The sequence below is a fragment of the Selenomonas sp. F0473 genome (genome assembly GCF_000315545.1).
Taxonomy (GTDB): Bacteria; Bacillota; Negativicutes; order Selenomonadales; family Selenomonadaceae; genus Centipeda.
In genome coordinates, this window is record NZ_JH992902.1 from 191,168 (window position 1) to 210,504 (window position 19,337).

General features: G+C 58.8%; 19 protein-coding genes. 17 read left to right on the plus strand and 2 right to left on the minus strand.

The genetic code is table 11. The annotated features are described in order from the left end of the window. Positions 1-146: 146 nt before the first annotated feature. From HMPREF9161_RS00890 to HMPREF9161_RS00930, 9 genes are all read left to right on the plus strand, one after another. Positions 147-1,181 (plus strand): rod shape-determining protein, encoded by a 1,035-nt coding sequence (locus HMPREF9161_RS00890; RefSeq protein WP_009727785.1) that lies wholly within the window; start codon positions 147-149, stop codon positions 1,179-1,181. After that, positions 1,178-2,119 (plus strand): rod shape-determining protein MreC, encoded by a 942-nt coding sequence (gene mreC, locus HMPREF9161_RS00895; RefSeq protein WP_009727786.1) that lies wholly within the window; start codon positions 1,178-1,180, stop codon positions 2,117-2,119. Before HMPREF9161_RS00890 ends, mreC begins: the two co-directional genes overlap by 4 nt. Continuing rightward, on the plus strand, positions 2,116-2,613 hold the full coding sequence (mreD, locus tag HMPREF9161_RS00900; RefSeq protein WP_009727787.1) for a rod shape-determining protein MreD: 498 nt from the start codon (positions 2,116-2,118) through the stop codon (positions 2,611-2,613). The genes mreC and mreD overlap by 4 nt, the downstream gene beginning before the upstream one ends. Before the next feature lie 25 nt (positions 2,614-2,638). After that, on the plus strand, positions 2,639-4,447 hold the full coding sequence (gene mrdA, locus HMPREF9161_RS00905) for a penicillin-binding protein 2 (RefSeq protein ID WP_009727788.1): 1,809 nt from the start codon (positions 2,639-2,641) through the stop codon (positions 4,445-4,447). Then, a complete protein-coding gene (gene minC / locus HMPREF9161_RS00910; protein ID WP_009727789.1) occupies positions 4,444-5,112 on the plus strand; it encodes a septum site-determining protein MinC in 669 nt (222 codons plus the stop codon). The genes mrdA and minC overlap by 4 nt, the downstream gene beginning before the upstream one ends. Positions 5,113-5,120: 8 nt before the next feature. After that, a complete protein-coding gene (gene minD, locus HMPREF9161_RS00915; RefSeq protein ID WP_009727790.1) occupies positions 5,121-5,915 on the plus strand; it encodes a septum site-determining protein MinD in 795 nt (264 codons plus the stop codon). A 12-nt stretch (positions 5,916-5,927) separates the two neighbouring features. Further along, positions 5,928-6,203, plus strand: a complete 276-nt coding sequence (gene minE, locus HMPREF9161_RS00920; protein WP_009727791.1) for a cell division topological specificity factor MinE — start codon at positions 5,928-5,930, stop codon at positions 6,201-6,203. Continuing rightward, positions 6,200-7,309 carry a rod shape-determining protein RodA gene (rodA, locus tag HMPREF9161_RS00925; protein ID WP_009727792.1) on the plus strand — a complete coding sequence of 370 codons (1,110 nt, stop codon included), beginning with the start codon at positions 6,200-6,202 and terminating at the stop codon, positions 7,307-7,309. Before minE ends, rodA begins: the two co-directional genes overlap by 4 nt. 82 nt (positions 7,310-7,391) lie before the next feature. Then, positions 7,392-10,019 carry a TIGR03960 family B12-binding radical SAM protein gene (locus tag HMPREF9161_RS00930; RefSeq protein WP_009727793.1) on the plus strand — a complete coding sequence of 876 codons (2,628 nt, stop codon included), beginning with the start codon at positions 7,392-7,394 and terminating at the stop codon, positions 10,017-10,019. On the opposite strand, the gene HMPREF9161_RS00935 is transcribed toward HMPREF9161_RS00930, so the two are convergent. Both HMPREF9161_RS00935 and HMPREF9161_RS00940 read right to left on the minus strand, forming a co-directional pair. Next, positions 10,016-10,927, minus strand: coding sequence for a transglycosylase domain-containing protein (locus HMPREF9161_RS00935; RefSeq protein WP_009727794.1), 912 nt, complete (start codon positions 10,925-10,927; stop codon positions 10,016-10,018). The two genes, HMPREF9161_RS00930 and HMPREF9161_RS00935, sit on opposite strands and share 4 nt — an antisense overlap. Positions 10,928-10,940: 13 nt before the next feature. Then, a complete protein-coding gene (locus tag HMPREF9161_RS00940) occupies positions 10,941-11,708 on the minus strand; it encodes a DUF4931 domain-containing protein (RefSeq protein ID WP_009727795.1) in 768 nt (255 codons plus the stop codon). A 156-nt stretch (positions 11,709-11,864) separates the two neighbouring features. Between HMPREF9161_RS00940 and trmD the strand changes: the two genes are divergently transcribed. The 8 genes from trmD (at position 11,865) to secF (ending at position 19,335) form a co-directional block, all read left to right on the plus strand. Continuing rightward, the gene (gene trmD / locus HMPREF9161_RS00945; RefSeq protein ID WP_009727796.1) at positions 11,865-12,611 is read left to right on the plus strand and encodes a tRNA (guanosine(37)-N1)-methyltransferase TrmD; all 747 of its coding nucleotides are present in this window, start codon (positions 11,865-11,867) and stop codon (positions 12,609-12,611) included. A gap of 87 nt (positions 12,612-12,698) precedes the next feature. Then, entirely contained in the window at positions 12,699-14,156 is a 1,458-nt protein-coding gene (locus HMPREF9161_RS00950) for a nicotinate phosphoribosyltransferase (protein WP_009727797.1), read from the plus strand. A gap of 8 nt (positions 14,157-14,164) precedes the next feature. Next, positions 14,165-15,016: a shikimate dehydrogenase gene (locus tag HMPREF9161_RS00955; protein WP_009727798.1), complete on the plus strand. Its 852-nt coding sequence runs from the start codon at positions 14,165-14,167 to the stop codon at positions 15,014-15,016. 68 nt (positions 15,017-15,084) lie between these two features. Beyond that, the gene (gene tgt / locus HMPREF9161_RS00960) at positions 15,085-16,209 is read left to right on the plus strand and encodes a tRNA guanosine(34) transglycosylase Tgt (RefSeq protein ID WP_009727799.1); all 1,125 of its coding nucleotides are present in this window, start codon (positions 15,085-15,087) and stop codon (positions 16,207-16,209) included. A 17-nt stretch (positions 16,210-16,226) separates the two neighbouring features. After that, positions 16,227-16,511, plus strand: a complete 285-nt coding sequence (yajC, locus tag HMPREF9161_RS00965) for a preprotein translocase subunit YajC (protein WP_009727800.1) — start codon at positions 16,227-16,229, stop codon at positions 16,509-16,511. Between the two features lie 3 nt (positions 16,512-16,514). Continuing rightward, positions 16,515-17,153 carry a 5-formyltetrahydrofolate cyclo-ligase gene (locus tag HMPREF9161_RS00970; protein WP_009727801.1) on the plus strand — a complete coding sequence of 213 codons (639 nt, stop codon included), beginning with the start codon at positions 16,515-16,517 and terminating at the stop codon, positions 17,151-17,153. A gap of 21 nt (positions 17,154-17,174) precedes the next feature. Then, positions 17,175-18,416, plus strand: coding sequence for a protein translocase subunit SecD (gene secD, locus HMPREF9161_RS00975; RefSeq protein WP_009727802.1), 1,242 nt, complete (start codon positions 17,175-17,177; stop codon positions 18,414-18,416). Further along, complete coding sequence (gene secF, locus HMPREF9161_RS00980; protein WP_009727803.1) at positions 18,409-19,335, plus strand: protein translocase subunit SecF; 927 nt, start codon at positions 18,409-18,411, stop codon at positions 19,333-19,335. The genes secD and secF overlap by 8 nt, the downstream gene beginning before the upstream one ends. The last annotated feature ends 2 nt before the right edge of the window (positions 19,336-19,337 follow it).

A 19,337-nucleotide genomic window follows, 5' to 3' on the forward strand; every position in this document is an offset into this window, starting at 1 on the left:
TTAGTATAGAATGAAGCCTTTTCAGATAAAATCTCATGGAAAAATAAACTTCCTTATGTTATACTGAGTCCTGCATACTGTGCGTATGCATATGGAATTATATCCGCCGCACTCAGCTTTTTGAATGGAAGGAGACTCCTTTAACAATGTTTGGTCTTTTTGGTGGACACGATATGGGTATCGATCTTGGCACGGCAAATACGCTGGTGCATGTGAAGGGCAGGGGAATCGTACTGCGCGAGCCCTCCGTCGTTGCGATCAAGAACGATACGGGCGATGTGCTCGCCGTCGGCGAGGAGGCAAAACAGATGATCGGGCGCACGCCCGGCAATATCGTTGCGATCCGACCGATGAAAGACGGCGTTATCGCCGACTTTGACGTGACGCAGGCGATGCTGAAATATTTCATCCACAAGGCGATGCGTTCGAAGTCGTTCGTGCGTCCGCGCGTTGTCGTCGGCGTGCCGTCGGGCGTCACGGAGGTCGAGAAGCGCGCGGTCATCGATGCGGCGCAGCAGGCGGGCGCACGCGAAGCGTATCTCATTGAGGAACCGATGGCGGCTGCCATCGGCGCGGGTCTTCCGGTGGAAGAGGCGACGGGCAGTATGGTCGTAGATATCGGCGGCGGTACGACGGAGATTGCGATCATCTCACTCGGCGGCATCGTGACGAGCCGTTCGATTCGTATCGGCGGCGACGAGATGGACTCCGCCATTGTGCAGTATATTAAGCGTATGTATAATCTCATGATCGGCGAGCGTACGGCGGAAGAGATTAAGATTTCAATCGGCACGGCGATTGTGACGCCGGATACGGATCGTACGATGGATATTCGCGGACGGGATCTCGTCAGCGGACTGCCCAAAACGTTGAATATCCACGCGAAGGAAATTCGCGAGGCGCTGAACGAGCCGATTTATAAGATCATCGACGCCGTGAAGAGTACCCTTGAAAAGACGCCGCCGGAACTCGCCGCTGACGTCATGGATCACGGGATTATGATGACGGGCGGCGGCGCGCTCCTTACGAACCTCGACAAGCTGCTCTCACATGAAACGGGGATGCCCGTACTGGTGTCGGAGGACGCTCTTTCCTGTGTCGGCGAGGGGACGGGGCGGACGCTTGAGAACATCGGCCTCCTCAAAAGCGTCGTCATGTCGTCGAAGAAATTAAGGCAATGATTGATCGGCTCGGACGGGCAAGACGGTCGGGACCTAAGATATGGGCGCTGCTTTTTGTTCTGCTGGCCCTTTTTTGCGTTATTTTCTTTGCCGCACGCGGGCGGTTTCAGGCGACTGCGTCCACAACGACGGTGGGCACTGTGCTTGCTCCGTTCGAGATGGCGTTTTCCTGGTGTGCCGGGCAGATCCGCTCTGTGACGTCGAATATCTGGGAAATTGCGACGGTGCACGAGCAGAATAAAATGCTTAAAAATGAGATTGAGCAGCTGCGTCGGGAAAATACGATGGCGGAGGAATATGCGGCAGAAAATGTGCGGCTGCGCGAGCTTCTTTCATACAAACAGTCGGCGCATCAGTTCGATCTTCTAGCCGCACGTGTGATAGGGCGCGATGCGGCGCTTTGGACAAGCATGATCGTGGTGGATCGCGGCGCGAGGGACGGGGTCCGTGAGAATATGCCCGTCGTCACGGGCAACGGACTCGTGGGGCGCGTGACGGACGTCAGCCCGCTCTCGTCCAAGGTACAGCTGATCCTCGATGTTCGCTCCTCGGTCGGAACGCTCATCCAGCGCTCCGACTCGCGCGTGACCGGGATCGTCACGGGGACTATCGATAACCCCTATATGCCGCAGATGGTCAATATCCCGCGCAATGCGGACGTCGAGGACGGCGATGCCGTCGTCACGTCCGGGTTCGGCGGCATATACCCCAAGGGGATCATGGTCGGGCGCGTTGCGGCACAGCGCGGCGACGACAGCGGGCTCCTCAAGATCGCCGTCATTGAGACGGCGGTGGACTTCCAGCGGCTCGAGGACGTGGCGATTATCACGGCATCGCGGGAGGCTCCGCCGGAACCGATCCGGGCGGTTCCGCTGAGTCCCGGTGCGGCTGCCGCCGCGGAGATCTCGGCGACACAGATAAAGGCGGCGGCACAGTGAAGCGATATCGGTTTTTTATCCTCTTTTTCATTGTGCTGTTTATATTGCAGTTTTCTTTTCTGCCGCTCATTGCGGTGTACGGAGTGATCCCGGATCTTCTCCTCTTAGTCACCGTGTCCTATGCGTTCCTGCGCGGGAGCAAGCTGGGCGGGCTGGTTGGATTCGCACTCGGGTTACTGCAGGATCTCAGCGTAGGTTCCTTTTTCGGACTGCATGCGTTTACGTTGACGCTGATTGGGCTCTTCTTCGGACGTTTCTCCGACCGCGTCTTTAAGGAGCAGTTTTTCTTGCCGATCACCGCGTCGGTCGCCGCGACATTTGCCCAGTACGTGATCTCGGCCGTGATTGTCTATCTGCTCGGCTATCGTTTCAATCCGTTTTTGCATATGGGGCGCGTGCTTATTCTCCTGCTGATATTTCAGCTGATCTTTGCTTATCCGATTCATTGGGCAACCTTTCATTTGGATAAGCGCGTGAGTGAACCGAAACGTTAGGGAAGGATATTCTCGGAGTCTAATTGTGAACGAAAACGAAGATTTCAGCGGGCGGCTGCAGTTCCTGAGTGCGGTGATCGTATGCATCATCCTTGTGCTCATCGGCCGTGCAGGATATCTCCAAGTGTATGACGGAGCGCTCTACGCGCGTCTGGCGGAGGGGAACCGCATCCGTATCATCCCTGCGGAGGCGGCGCGCGGGACGTTTTACGACCGCAACGGCGCGCTCTTGGTGACGAACCGTCCCGGTTTCACCGTTTCTCTGCTGCCGCTGACGGAGCCTATTTCACCCGAGGTGATCGCGCGCGTTTCAACGCTGATCCATGTGCCTGTGGAGGAGATCCAAAAAAAGATTGACGCGCATGTGGGTTTTGATCCCATCCGCATCAAAAATGACGTGCTGCCGGATGTCGTCTCCGTCATTGAAGAACAGAAGGATCAGTATCCCGGCGTCGTGGTCGAGGTACTGCCGGTTCGCGACTATATCTTCGGCGAATACGCGGCACACGTATTCGGTTATGTGAGCGAGATTAACGAGGAGGAACTTGAACGGCGCAAAGGAGAAGAGTATAAGTCCGGCGATATCATCGGTAAGTTCGGCCTTGAGCGCATTTATGATAAAGACGTACGCGGGATCAAGGGCGGCGAGCAAGTTGAGGTCGACGTATCCGGACGGCCCGTGCAGATCCTCGGCCGGCAATCGCCCGTTCCCGGCAACGACCTGATCCTGACAATCGATCAGCATATTCAAGAGGCGGCCGAGCGCGCGGTGGACGATCAGCTCGCCGCCATCCATGCAAATGCGGCGGCCGTCGTGGTTATGAACCCGCAGACGGGCGAGATTCTCGCGATGCTCAGTCGCCCCGCCTTTAACCCGAACCTCTTCGCAGGCGGGATCTCAACGGCGAATTGGAATGTGCTGAACAACAATCCCTATCATCCGATGGATAATAAGGCGATTACAGGAGAGTACCCCCCGGGCTCTACGTTTAAAATCATAACGGGAACGGCGGCGCTCGCGGAACATAAGGTTACGGCACAGGAACAGATCTTCGATTCCGGACGTCACTGGATCATTCCTAAGACGAACGCGGCCGGCGAGGCCCTCGGCTGGATCAATTTTGAGCAGGCGATGGCACACTCGGATAACGTTTACTTCTACGAGATGGGCAACCGTCTCGGCATCGATACCATCGAACGCTATGCGCGCATGTTCGGTCTCGGCGCACGGACGGGCATCGATCTCCCCTATGAGGCGGAGGGCCTTGCACCGAACCGTAAGTATAAGGCGGACAATTACGAGGACGGCGAGTGGTACCTCTCCGAGACCTTTGACGCGGCGATCGGGCAGGGGTTCAATCTCGTAACGCCCCTGCAGGCCGCGATGGTTGTGGCCGAGATTGCGGCGGATGGGAAGCGCTATAAGCCGCATCTCGTGCAGCGTATCGTAGACGTCAACGGGAAAACCGTGCGCGAGATCCGCCCCGAACTGCTCTCCACGCTGGATGTCGATCCGAGCGTGATCCGCCATGTGCAGGAAGGACTGCACAGCGTGACAAAGGTCGGCACGGGAACGGCGCTCTTTGCGGGATTTCCGGTTGATATTGCCGGTAAAACGGGCACGGCGGAGAACTCACAGGGCAGAGATCACAGCTGGTTTGTCGTCTATGGGCCGTATACGAATCCGAATGTCGTGGTGGCGGTGATCGTCGAGCAGGGCGGATTCGGCTCGGTCGCGGCGGGGCCGATTGCGCGCCGGATTCTCGAGGCGGCCTTCGGACTCGATAAAGCCGCGCCTCAGGATCCGCGAGGGAAGAGTGAGGGAAAGCAATGAGTGAGGATAAAATCAAAATCAAAGGGGAAAACGACGGGCTGATGCTTGCCTTCCCGGCAGATATGTCCTTTGCGGAAATTATGGAGGAACTTGGGAAAAAACTCGAGTCCGGTTCCGGGTTCTTCCTGCGGGGCACGCTCGTCTACGTTCCGCGCGATCGTTTCCCGAAGGAGGAGCTTCACGAACTCCAGGAACTGTTTCGCACGCACGGGTTGATCTGCCGACAGGAAAGACCGCTGCCCGCCATGCCGATCGTTCCGGAGCGGCCGCCTGCGGAACGCAAGCCGCCGCGCCGGAAGGAAGCGTCTCCGGCCGGAGCGGCGGAGCAGCCGGAACTCAGGCAAATGCTCGTCATCGATAAGACGCTGCGCGGCGGACAGGAGGTTGAGACCGAGGGATCGGTCATTGTGTTCGGCAACGTCAATCCCGGCGCACAGATTACCGCCGGCGGCAGTGTGGATATCCGCGGCACGTGCCGCGGGGTCGTTCACGCGGGTGCCGCGGGGGATTCGACCGCATTTATTATCGCGGATCATTTGATGCCGACGCAGATTCGCATCGCGAACTACGTCGCGCGTTCCCCGGATGAGCCGGAGGATTCCGGCAAGGCGGAACGCGCCTATGTGAAGGATGGTCAGATTGTTATTGAGCCAATAGAGAGGTAGGACAGCATATGAGTGAGATCTATGTGGTGACATCGGGTAAAGGAGGCGTCGGCAAGACGACGACAACGGCGAATATCGGCGTCGGTTTTGCGATGCGCGGCAAGAGTGTCGTCCTCATCGACACCGATACGGGCCTGCGGAATCTTGACCTCTTGTTGGGCCTCGAGAATCGCATCATGTACGATTTGGTAGATGTGACGACGGGACGCGTGCCGTATAAAAAGGCGCTCGTTCGTCATAAAAAATACGATTCCCTCTATCTTCTCCCGACCTCCCAGGTCAAGGACAAGAGCGCGGTGAATCCGGAGGAGCTTGCAACGCTCTGTGAGGAGCTGCGCCGCGCCTATGATGTGATCATCATCGACTGCCCCGCAGGCATCGAGCAGGGGTTCAAGACGGCGATTGCCGCCGCCGACACCGCGATTGTGGTGACCATGCCGGAGATCTCGGCCGTACGCGATGCGGACAAGATCATCGGCGAACTCGGGCGAGCGGATAAAGAGGATATTCGCCTCGTCGTCAACCGTATCCGGCCGAAGATGGTAGAGAAGGGCGATATGCTCGATATGAGCGATATCGACGAAATCCTCTCCGTCGGCTGTATCGGCCAAATCCCGGACGACGAGAGCGTCGTCACAAGCACGAACCGGGGCGAACCTTGCGTCACCATGCCGGACTCCCCCGCTGGACAAGCCTATCTCGATGTGGTCGGCCGTCTCTGCGGCGAGGAGATACCGTTCCGCGAACTCACGAAGGAAGGCTTCTGGGAATCGCTCAAGGGCAAAATTTTTGGGAAAAAGTAAGGAGGGGTTGGCGTGATTGATGCACTGAAAAGACTTCTCGGCAAGAAGGAAAGCTCCGGCTCCGTTGCGCGCCGTCGCCTCCAACTCGTCATTATCAACGATCGGGCGAACGTCTCGCCGGAGATCATGGATAATATGCGAGCGGAGATTATCCAGGTGATCTCGAAATATATGTATATCGACACACAGGAGATGGAATTCGCGCTCGAGAACGAGAACGATACGATGGCGCTCGTCGTCAACATCCCCGTCGTCAGCGTACAGCACGGCGGATCCGGCGGGCGATGATACTCTCGAAACGCCTGCTGCGCCGCACGGATATCACATTGATTGCGGCGGCGGCGGCCATTGTCATCATGAGTCTCGTGATCATCGGCAGCGCGACGCATGCCAATGCGCCGACGGACGACCGCTACTGGTTCGTGCAGCGGCAGGGCATTTCGATCCTTGTGGACGTCGCGATTGCGGCGTTTTTGATGAACTTCGACTATAAGATGCTGCAGCCCTACGGCAACCGTTTTTATATCTTTAACTTGGTGCTGCTCATTTTGGTCATGTTGGTCGGGCAGACGGCGCTCGGCGCACAGCGGTGGATCGCGCTCGGTCCGATCAGCATACAGCCGTCCGAGTTCTCAAAGCTCATTATGATTATTGCGCTCGCGGCGATGCTCGAAAAGCGCGGCGGCAAGATCAATACGATCGGAGAACTCCTCCCCGTTGCTGCCTATGTCGGCGTACCGTTCCTGCTCGTCCTGAAACAGCCGGATCTCGGTACGTCGCTGGTCTTTGTCGCGATTTTCTTCGGCATGGTATTCGTCGCCGGGATCCGCCTGCGTATGCTGGCATGGATCTTCGGCATCGGTCTTGCGGCGATGCCCGTCATTTGGCATTTTCTGAAGGAGTATCAGAAGATGCGCATCATGGTTTTTATGGATCCAAACGTGGATCCGCTCGGCGCGGGCTATCACATCATCCAGTCGAAGATCGCCATCGGATCGGGGATGCTGTTCGGCAAGGGACTCTTTAGCGGGACGCAGAGTCAGCTGAACTTCCTGCCGGAGAATCATACGGACTTTATCTTCTCCGTCGTGGGAGAGGAACTCGGTTTCGTCGGCTGCACCGTACTGCTGCTCCTCTATCTCGTGATCCTTTGGCGCGGCATACGGATCGCGCAGGATGCGAGCGATATGTTCGGCCGTTTGCTGGCAGTGGGCATCACTTCGATGATCGCTTTCCACGTGCTTGTGAATGCGGGCATGACGATGGGCATTATGCCCGTCACGGGCATCCCGCTGCCGCTGATGAGCTACGGCGTCAGCTCGCTCACGACGAATATTATGGCGATCGCCATTCTGTTGAATATTCAGCTGCGGCGGCAAAAACTGCTTTTTTAGAGGAACGATGCAATCTGTGGGGCTGCTTGCCTGCGCGCGGCAGTCTCTTTTATTTTAGGGTTTTCGGAGGGAATCGGAACCGATGGTGCAGCTTGATCACAGCATCCTGCAGTCTGTGTTAAAACCGGCACGATACACAGGCGGCGAATGGAATGCCGTCCGCAAGGACTGGGATTCCGTACGCTGCCGTTTTGCGCTGGCGCTGCCCGACGTCTACGAGGTCGGTATGAGCAATCTCGGACTCGCCATCCTCTATGAAATCCTAAACCGTAGGGACGATATTCTCGCCGAGCGCGTTTACGCGCCGTGGGTGGATATGGAGGAAAAGATGCGGGCGCGCGGTATCCCGCTCTTTTCTCTCGAATCGCGCCGGGAGATCCGAGATTTTGATTTTTTCGGATTCTCTCTCCAATACGAAATGATCTATTCCAACGTCCTTAACATGTTGGATCTTGCGGGGATTCCCGTATATGCTTCCGCCCGCGGCGAGGATATGCCGTTTGTTGTGGGCGGCGGCCCCTGTGTTTACAATGTGGAGCCGATTGCGGACTTTTTTGATTTCTTCGTGATCGGGGAGGCGGAGGAAGTCATCCTTGAGATTGCGGATGCCTTTATCGTGTGGAGTGCGGCGGGCCGACCGGACGGGCGGTGCGGGTTCCTCACGCGTCTGCTTGCTGTGGACGGAATCTATGTGCCGTCGTTTTACGATGCGGTCTATGATGCGGCGGGGAACTTTGCGGAACTTCGTCCGCTGCATCCCGCGGCGCGTCCCGTTATTTATAAGCGCGTTGTGAAGGATATGGACGACGTGATGTCCGTGGAGCATCCGATCGTCCCCTATATGGACATCGTGCACAACCGTTTGATGCTGGATCTTTTCCGGGGCTGCTCGCGCGGCTGCCGGTTCTGCCAGGCGGGAATCGCTTATCGTCCCGCGCGTGAGCGGACGGAGGCGCGGCTGCGCCGGATGGCCCGCGGTCTCACGGAGGCAACCGGCTACGACGAGATGAGCCTCACCTCGCTCTCTTCGGCGGACTATTCCTGCCTCGGGCGGCTTGTGGACGATCTCATGGAGGATTACCGTGACGAGAAGATTAGTTTCTCCCTGCCGTCGCTGCGGATCGACAGCTTTTCCATCGATCTCGCGCATAAGATGCAGCAGGTACGGAAGTCCGGACTCACCTTTGCGCCCGAGGCGGGGACGCAGCGTCTGCGCGATGTGATCAACAAGGGCGTGACAGAAGAAAATCTGATGGACGCGTGCGGTGCGGCGTTCCGGCACGGATGGAAACAGGTGAAACTCTACTTCATGATGGGGCTGCCGACCGAGACGGACGAGGACATCGTCGGCATCGCGCGGCTGGCGAAGAAGGTCGTCGATCTCTATACAAAGATCCGCGGCAGACGCGGCGTCAAGGTAACGGTCTCCGTCTCTTGTTTCGTGCCGAAGCCCTATACGCCGTTCCAGTGGTTTGGGCAGCTCTCCATCGAGGAGTTCCAGCGGCGGCAGCAGCTGCTCAAGGAGCATATCACCGATCGGTCTATCTCGTTCCACTATCATGACGCGCGGCTCTCGGTGATCGAGGGGGTATTCGCGCGCGGCGATCGTCGGCTGGCTCCCGCACTCTACGAGGCGTGGAAGAACGGGGCGAAATTTGACGGCTGGTCGGATCTTTTCGACGATGCGCGGTATTTTGCCGCATTTGAAACATGCGGCATCGATTGGGCCTATTTCAGCAGACGGACGCGTACGATCGGCGAGCCGCTGCCGTGGGCGCATACGTCGCCCGGCGTGCTCGAGCGGTTCCTTCGGCAGGAGTGGCAGAAGGCGCTTGCCGCGGCGCTGACGGTCGACTGCCGCCGCACACACTGCACGGGCTGCGGCATCTGCCCGACGCTCGGCGTCGATATCGTCGACTATGAGGCGGCGGAACGGAGGCGTATGGAGGAGAATCGGGACAGCGCATCTATCCAGAGCCCCGCTGCGGAGCAGCCGCAGAACGCCAAAAATCCCCCGCAGGAACGTACGCTGACGACCTATCGGGGGTTGATTACGAAGGGGGAGGAGCTGCGCTATGTCTCCCATCTCGACTATGCAAATCTCTTCGTACGGGCATGCAAGCGCGCGCATCTGCCCATGGCGTACTCGGAGGGATTCAATCCGCATATGAAGGTGGCGTTCGCCTCTGCGCTGTCCCTCGGCGCGGCGAGTGACGCGGAGTATGTGGACTTCGAAATGACGGAAGCGCTTCCCGCGGCGGAGGTGGTGACGAGGCTGCGACGGCATCTTCCGAAAGGCGCGGATATAATTCGGCTGCGCATGCTCGCCGGCAAATATAAGGCGCTTATGGCGGATGTGGACGAGGCGCGCTACCGCATCACCGTTTCCTATGCGGGAGCTGCGGCGCCGGTGCGGGAGAGCGTGCGCCGCTATAACGAAGCGGAGACTGCCGTGTGGCGCCGCGTCACGCCGAAGAAGAGCCGAGAGATTGAGACAAAGGCGTTTTTGAAAGCACCCGTGACCGTCCGGCAAGAGGGTGCGCGGCTGATCTTTTGGATGAATCTTATAGTGACGCCTGCGGGCAGTGTGAAGCCCGTCGAAATCCTCAGCCTCATGGTGCGGGATTTCGATCTGCCCGTTGACCCGAGCGAGGCCTATGTGACCCGCATCGGGCTTTTCTCAGAGGGAAAGGCGCTCATCGACCGTTAGAAATTTTGTTTCGGACGCAGGATGAGCGGCTGGATCTTCGCATCCTCCGCCGTACGTCGATCGATATAGTTCTGCGCCTCCATTGCGTCAAGCACGACCGCTTGGCGCTTTTTTGCCGCAATGAAATCGACGAAGGGGGAGAGCTCGGACGGTGCGTTCGGGATCCCCGCGAGCATCGATGCCTCCGGGAGGTCGAGCATGGCGGGCTCTTTCCCATAGTACCCCTCGGATGCCGCGCCGACGCCGTAGTATCCCGCGCCGTAGTAGACGACGTTCAAATACATTTCGAGGATTTCGGGTTTGGTGTACGCGATCTCGATATCGAGGGCGAGCAGGATTTCCTCCGCCTTACGCGTAAAGGACCGGTCATTTTCGAGGAAAAGATTTTTGACGAGCTGCTGCGTGATCGTGCTGGCGCCTTCTTCGATGCGTCCGTGCTGGATGTTGACGAGCGTCGCGCGCGCCATCCCCGTCATATCGAAGCCGATGTGCTCGTAGAACCGCCGGTCCTCGACGGCGACGACGGCGCGCTGCAGGTCGGGCGAGATGCGGCTGATGGGAACGTAATCCGCACTGTCGATGCGGGCCTCGACGGCACGACGCACAAAGAGGATGCGTGCGATCCGCTCCGCGGCTTCGGGCTCTCGCATATCGTGCAGCCGGTTTGCGGGCTTTTGAGGTTCCGCATCGGGAAGCAGCATACCGATGCCCTGCCACGTGTGAGGGAAGAACAGGAATGTTCCGGCGCACGTCGTCAGTCCGATGAGTACAAGGATCATGAATAAGCGCCCCATCCGTTTCGGCGCGCCCGTTTTTCTCCTTGCCGTACGTTTTTTTGAGCGCCGCGTTCCCGTCGGCTTGCGCCGTCGCCGTTTGCCCGACGCGCCTTCGTTTTGTTCGTCTGTCATGGATGTCCCTCTTCTATTTCCCCATAAAATAAATCGATTGGATGCGCTCCCGAATCTCCTCAAGATTGGACGGCACGAGGTGAATGTTGTAGCCGACGAACATCGGGGATGTGGCGAACCGCGGCATCACTTTGACGAACACGTCGTCGCCGTCGTTGTAGAAGAAGATGTTGTAGCTGTCGAGCCGCCGATGAAACCTATGCATCAGGAAATCCACGGCAATCTGGATGTAGTCGGCGATGGCGTCGGTCTCTGCCGCATCCCGCGGCACGATGTTCAGCTCCCAAAAGCCGATGCGCGGCCGCGTCGAGAGATTCAGCGTAACCCCGTCCTTTTCCGCGACCGTGAGCCCGTCGAATTCGCTGCGTTGGAAGAGAAGCTCCGGGCGCAGATGGGGGAACCCGACGAGCTGCATATGCGGATGGCGGATGGTGCCGCCGGAATAGTGTCCGTAGTTCTTGAAAAAAAGAACGGTATTGTATTTCCCGCTTGTGCGCATCTGCGCCCAATGACGCATGCCGAAGGCAATGAGCCGATGCATATGCGCGGGGGGATAGTCCGGCATGTCCGCCCAGCAGTCCTTGCCCTCGATGAGGACAAATTGATCCGCTTCGTCGAGGACATTGTATTTATTTTTCAGCAGGATGATGTCGCCGTCCGTCGCGATGATATCCGTGAGTTTATCCGGCTCGCAAAAGGGACAGGCGGCTTCGCTGTGAACGATATTCTCCGGCTTTTGCCGGCCGATGTTCGTGTTAAAGCGGGCGAGATTGATGTCCATAAAACTGCTCCAAAATGTACGGGGGATTGTTCGACTGTTCTATTATAACGCAAAGCGTTCATTTTCTGTAGAGATTTAGGAAAATTTCTATGGGGCAGCGCGTCTGCGGTGTGTTATACTATACAAAATCACTAATTAGGAGTAAGAGGAATTTATATGAGGATCGATCTGGTAACGCTGTTCCCGGAGATGTTCGCGGGCGCCTTTGGCAGCAGCATCATCGGCAGAGCGGCAGCGTGCGGCATCCTGGATATTCACTATACGAATTTCCGCGATTACGCGACGGACAAGCATCGGCATGTCGACGATGCGCCGTTCGGCGGCGGCGCGGGGATGGTGCTGAAACCGGAACCGGTGTACGCGGCTGTGCGCGCTGTGCAGAAGGAGACGGCGGCATACGAGGGAAAACGGCGCACGATCCTTTTTGATCCCGCGGGGGAAGTATTCACGCAGGAGACGGCAAAAGAACTCGCCTCCTGTGAACAGCTCATTTTGATTTGCGGGCACTACGAGGGATTCGACGCGCGCATCTGCGATCTTGCCGACCGTCTGATTTCCGTCGGTGATTTCGTACTGACGGGCGGGGAGATCCCCGCGATGCTCCTTGTCGATGCGACGGCGCGGATGCTGCCCGGCGTGCTCGGCGACGATATGTCCGCGCCGACGGACTCCTTCTATGGCGGCCTGCTCGGATATCCGCAGTACACGCGCCCGCGCTCCTTCGAGGGGAAAGAGGTGCCGGACGTCCTGCTCTCCGGCAACCACGCGGAGATCGCGCGCTGGCGCCGCGAGCAGTCGCTGCTCACGACGCTCCGCCGGCGTCCGGAACTGCTTTCGCGTGCGGAACTTTCGGAGCGCGACCGTGTGTTTTTGAAAAGTCGGGAAGAAAATGGAATCTCTTAAAGTTCTTTTGCGCGGGGGCGGGGGAAATGCTATAATAGGCGGTATATTCCTATCGTTTGATACGGCACGAGCAAAGGGGGGCCTCCGATGACGCAGTTTGACAAGCGCAATCTGTCCATGATGATGGATTTCTATGAGATGACGATGTCCTACGGATATTTTGAGCAAGGAGGAGGCGAACGGCGCGCTGCCTTTGACGTTTTCTTCCGTGCGGTGCCGGATAAGGGCGGCTACGCGATATTCGCGGGGCTGGAGCATGTGATCGAGTTTGTGGAGAACCTCTCGTTTTCGGACGACGACATCGCGTTCTTCCGTGCGCAGCATTTGTTCTCCGAGGAGTTCCTATGCTTCCTGCGCGACTTTCGGTTCCGCGGGGATATCTATGCGGTGCCCGAGGGGACGATCATCTATCCAGACGAGCCGATTATGACGATTGTGGGACCGATGATCGACGCGCAGCTCCTCGAGACGGCGATTTTGACGCAGATCAACCATCAGTCGCTGGTCGCAACAAAGGCGTCGCGCATCGTGCGTGCCGCCGAGGGCCGCACGGTCTCGGATTTCGGCGCGCGGCGTGCGCACAACATGGATGCGGCAACCTACGGCGCACGCGCGGCGTATATCGGCGGCGTCGATATGACGGCGACGGTCTCGGCGGCGCAGCAGTTCGGCATCCCGGTTTCCGGGACGATGGCGCACAGCTGGGTGATGTTCTTTGACGATGAGTTCGAGTCGTTCCGGTATTATGCCGAGACCTATCCGCAGGCAACGGTTCTTCTCATCGATACCTACGATGTAATGCATTCGGGACTGCCCAACGCCGTTCGCACGGCACATGAGGTGCTCGAACCGCAGGGACGGCGCCTCGCGGGCGTCCGTATCGACTCGGGCGACCTCGCCTATCTCTCGAAACGCGTCCGTACGGTACTCGACGAGGAGGGGCTCTCTGACTGTAAGATCATCCTATCGAACAGCCTCGACGAATGGACGATCTCTTCGCTCCTTTTGCAGGGGGCGCAGGTAGATAGTTTCGGCGTCGGCGAGCGGCTGATTACGGCGAAGTCCGATCCTGTCTTCGGCGCGGTATATAAGCTTGTCGCCGTCGAGCGGGAGGGGGCCTTCCTGCCGCGCATAAAAATGTCGGAGAACGTGGAAAAACTGACCAATCCGGGGCTGAAGGATATCTACCGCGTTTACGATGAAGCCGGCAACGCCGTTGCGGATATGCTCGCGATCCGCGGCGAGACGGTCGACTTAACGCGTCCGTTCCGCTATGTGGATCCGCAGAAGCCGTGGAAGAACAGATTCTTCGAGGGCTTTCGAGCGGTTAACCTCCACCGTCTATATGTCCGGGAGGGACGGCGTGTGGAGCAGCTGCCGACGCTCGAGGAAATCCGCGCCCATGTCCGTGCGCAGCTCACGCACGAAATATGGCAGGAGGAACAGCGCTTTGAGAATCCGCATCGGCACTATCTCGACATGACGCCGGATTACTATGATCTAAAGATGAGCCTGCTCGAAGAGGTGCGCGGGAAGCACAGCTAGGAGATGCGATGATTACAGGCGGAACGAAACTGCTCGGCGTGATCGGCGCGCCCGTAACGCATAGTCTATCGCCTGTTCTGCAAAACGCCGCGCTGCGAGCGGCGGGACTGGACTATGTGTATGTCGCGCTCCCCGTGCGGCGGGACGCGCTGCCGTCGGCCGTGGCGGGCCTGCGCGATGCGGGGTTCTGCGGGTGGAATGTAACGGTTCCCTTTAAGACGGAGATCATTCCACTGCTCGATGAACTGGACGAGGATGCGCGGCGCATCGGGGCGGTCAATACGGTGGTCGTCCGTGCGGACGGCGGCCTCGCCGGATATAATACGGATGCCGCCGGATTTTTGGCGGGATTTGCGGCATGCGGAATTTCTCTGCGCGGCGCGCATGCCGCCGTGCTCGGTGCGGGCGGCGCGGCGCGCGCCGTTTTGTGGGGGCTCCTCAAAGCGGGCGCGGCGCGCATCGATATCGGCGTGCGCAGTCCCCGAAAGGGGGCGGCGCTGTGCGCGGACTTTGCGGCGGACGGCGGTGTGCGGGCGCTTCACTTTGCAGACGATGCGTTTGCCGCCTGCCTGCGCACCGCCGATGTCATCGTGCAGACGACGCCGCTCGGTATGGCGCCGCATGTGGCGGAGATGCCGCCCGTGGATTGGGCGGCGGTGCACCCCGCGGCGCTTGCCTATGACCTCATCTATACGCCTGCCGAAACACGGTTCCTACGAGAGGCGGCGCGGTATGGACACCGAACGATCAACGGAGAGACAATGCTCGCGGCGCAGGGGGCGGAGGCGTTCTTCCTCTGGACGGGCGTGCGTCCCGACGCCGGTCTCATGCGGCAGGCGCTGCGCGACGCGCTCGCATAGTTTTGTATTTTGAAAATCTTTCGCTTTTGTGTTATGATATGGAATGCTTTGAGAAGGGCGGTGCGTGATTGGCGGCGATTACCTATGAGCTGATTCGTGCTGATGAAACGACGGGAGCGCGCGCAGGAGTGCTCCATACGCCGCACGGCAGCTTTCCGACGCCGATCTTCATGCCTGTCGGCACACAGGCATCGGTGAAGGGCGTCTCGCCCGACGAACTGCGCGGCCTCGGCGCAGGCATCATCCTCAGCAATACCTATCATCTGTTCCTGCGTCCCGGCATGGAGCTCGTGCGGGAGGCGGGGGGGCTGCACAGGTTCATGCACTGGGACGGCGCAATCCTCACGGACAGCGGCGGATTTCAGGTGTTCAGCCTCGGCGACCTGCGCAAAATATCGGAGGAGGGCGTCGCGTTCCGCTCGCATATCGACGGGTCGAAGAAATTCCTCTCGCCGGAGGTCTCGATGCAGGTGCAGAAATGCCTCGGCTCGGACATCGTTATGGCGTTTGACGAGTGCATCCCATATCCGGCGGATTACGATTATGCAAAGGCATCGACCGCGCGCACGCAGCGCTGGCTTGTCCGCTGCAAAGAGGAAATGGCGAATGCGGCCGGGCAGGGGCTCTTCGGCATCGTGCAGGGCGGTATGTACCGCGACCTGCGCGCGCAGCACGCGGCGGAAGCAACGGCGCTCGACCTGCCCGGCTATGCCATCGGGGGGCTCAGCGTCGGCGAACCGCATGCGCTCATGGAGGAGATTCTGTCCTATACGGCGGAGCTTTTGCCCGCCGACAAGCCGCGGTACCTCATGGGCGTCGGCACGCCGGACTATCTGCTCACAGGGGTACGGCACGGCATCGACATGTTCGACTGCGTCTTCCCGACGCGCGTTGCGCGCAACGGGATGGCCATGACGTGGACGGGACGGCTCGTCATGAAGAATGCCGAACACACGCATGCGCACACGGTGCTCGAAGAGGGGTGCGGCTGCTATGCCTGCCGCAGCGGGTATACGCGGGCATATATCCGGCACCTCGTGCGGGCGCAGGAAATCTTCGGGCTGCGGCTCCTCTCGCTGCACAATCTGTATTTCCTCCAATCGTTCATGCGGCGCATGCGCGAGGCGATTCTTGAAGGGACGTTCCCGTCGTTCTATCGCAGCGTGATGGAACGCTATCATAAAAATGGATAAATAAAGGAGTTGTACGTATGGATGAACAAATGATCGCACAGTTGAGTTCCTGGGGACCCATCATCATCTTGGTGGTCTTCTTTTACTTCCTGCTCTATCGTCCGCAAAAACAGGCGCAGAAGAAACGCGAAGAGATGCTCGGCCGGCTGAAGACCGGCGACGCCGTGGTGACCCTCGGCGGCATGCACGGAACGATTATGTTGCTCGATGAAAAAACGGTGACCCTGCGCGCCGCCGAAGGGGTCGACATCGTATTCGAGCGGTCGGCGATCAGCGCCGTCCTCACACGGGAAGAGGAGTAATCGGTGCCCGCAGAGGCGGATACGGAGCTGCATCTGCTGTCGGAACAAAAACGTGTGCTGCGGCGGGAAATGCTGAAGCTTCGCCGCGCGGTTCCCGCTGAAGGACGGGCGCGGGCGGATGAGACAATCCGTACAAAAGCGATGGCGCTGACGCCTCTGCGGGAGGCCGAGACCGTTATGCTCTACGCATCCACACCGGAAGAGATCGATCTCTTTCCGATGATGGAGGCACTTCTCCGGCAGGGGAAGCGTGTCGTCCTTCCGTACATCGTGGGGAAGGGACTGATGGAAGTGCGGTCGATTCCGAGGGCGGACGCGCTTGTGGAGGGGGCGTTCGGCATTCCCGCGCCCGATCTCGCCCGCAGCGCGCCCGTTTCCCCCGAGGAGATCGACGTCGTCATCGTGCCCGGGGCGGCGTTTACCCCGGACGGCGGCCGTCTGGGACTGGGCGGCGGATATTACGATCGGTTCCTGCCCCGTGCGGCAAACGCGCTGCGGATCGCGCTTGCCTATGACGTTCAAATTGTTACCGAGGTTCCGACGGCGCCGTACGACGCGTATGTGGACTATATTCTCACGGAGCGGCGTCTCATGCGCCGCAAAATGTGCAATGATAATCTGACCTTTGAGGAAGAGGTGTGAGGACTGTTGAGACAACATAGTTTGCTCAAACTGGCGGTCGCAGTCGCCGTCATTATCGGCGTGTTCTTCGCGTTCGTTCAGCCGCTCGCGAGTTCCATCCGGCAAGGGCTTGACCTGCAGGGCGGGACGCACGTTGTGCTCGAGGCCGTAGATACGGAGCAGGCACAGGTCAACGACGATGCGATGAACCGCGTTGTGGCGATTATGGAAAAGCGCGTCAACGCGCTCGGTCTGACCGAACCGATTATTCAGCGCGAGGGAGAGCGGCGCGTCATCATCGAGCTGCCGGGCATCAAAGACCCCGACGCGGCGATTCAGACCATCGGCAAAACTGCGATGCTCGAGTTCCGCGACGAGGACGGCAATACGGTTCTCACGGGAACCGATCTGAAAGACGCGCAGGCGTCCACCAATCCGCAGACGGGACAGAATGTCGTCAATCTCGAGTTCTCCGACGAGGGCGCGCAGAAATTTGCCGATCTTACGATGCGTAACGTGGGGCGCACGATTGCGATCCTGCTCGACGGCGAGGTGCTGACCGCGCCGAATGTCCGCGAGCCGATTCTCGGCGGACGCGCGGAGATCACGGGGCAGAAGACGCTCGAGGAGGCGCAGAACCTTGCGGTCGTCCTGCGCAGCGGCGCCCTACCCGTGAAGGTGGAGATCATCGAGACGCGCACCGTCGGCCCGACGCTCGGTCAGGACTCCAAGGATAAGTCCGAGTTCGCATTTGCCGTCGGCCTCGGCGCGGTTGTTCTCTTCATGATTCTCTTTTATCATCTCTCGGGCTTTATTGCGGACGTGGCACTCATGGCGTATACGATGCTGCTGCTCGGTATCCTCTATCTGATGGATGCGACCCTGACGCTGCCGGGCGTGGCGGGGATCATCCTCTCGATCGGGATGGCGGTCGACGCGAACGTGCTGATCTTTGAGCATTTCAAAGAAGAGTATCAGGTGCAGCACAAATCGCTGCGCCTTGCGATGGATGCGGGATTTAAGCGCGCCTTCACAACGATTTTCGATTCGAACGTCACGACGCTGATCGCTGCGGGGGTGCTTTTCTTCCTCGGAACGGGGACGATTCGAGGATTTGCGATTACACTCGGCGTCGGGACGATCCTGTCGATGTTTACGGCGATTACGCTGACGCAGTATCTGCTGAAGCTGATGATCAGCGCCAAAATTTCGGAAAAGCCGGCGATGTACGGTGCGAGCGGGTTTATGCTGGGCGTGAAGAAGGGAGATGAGAAGAATGCCTAAGTTTGATATTGCGGGGCATCGGAGAATATTTTTTCTCATCTCGATCATTTTCATCATTCCGGGCTTTATCTGCATGGGTGTGCGCGGATTTAACTTCGGCATCGACTTCACGGGCGGTACGATCATGGATCTGCGGTTCGAACGGCCGGTGACGCTTGCCGATGTTCGCACAAGCCTCGCAAAGTATGATCTCGACGGGAGTACGATCCAGCTCTCGGGTACGGAATCCGGTGTGGAATCCTCTGAGAATGTCATGATCCGCACGGTGGATCTTGAGGAAAACCAGCGCAAAGAGGTGATGGCGGCGCTCGCACACGATGTCGGTCCGTATTCCGTGCTGCGCGAGGAGAAGGTCGGCGCGACGATCGGCGGAGAACTGATTACGAACGCCGTACTCGCGCTTGTGATCTCATGGGCCCTCATCATCCTCTATGTGGCTTATCGCTTCGAATGGCGCTTCGGCGTATCCGCGGTGCTGGCGCTCGTGCACGACATCATCATCGTACTCGCCGTATTTTCGTTCACACAACGGCAGATCGACTCGTCCTTTATCGCCGCGCTGCTGACGATCGTCGGATATTCCATCAACGATACCATCGTTATTTTTGACCGTATCCGTGAAAATCTGAAACTCCATTTCCGCCGCGGCGGGGATATCGAGGAACTTGTCAATCGATCGATTTATCAAACGCTGACACGCTCGCTCTACACGGTCTTTACGGTGCTCTTCACCACGGCGGCGCTCTACTGGTTCGGCGGCGAGACGACGAAGGACTTTGCGTTCGCGCTGCTCGTCGGATTTGCCGTCGGCTGCTACTCCTCAATATTTATCGCGAGCCAGCTCTGGATTGAACTGCGCAATCATACGGAGCGGCGGCCGAACGTGCCGAAGGCAAAGGCGGTGCCGGCGGAGGCATAAGA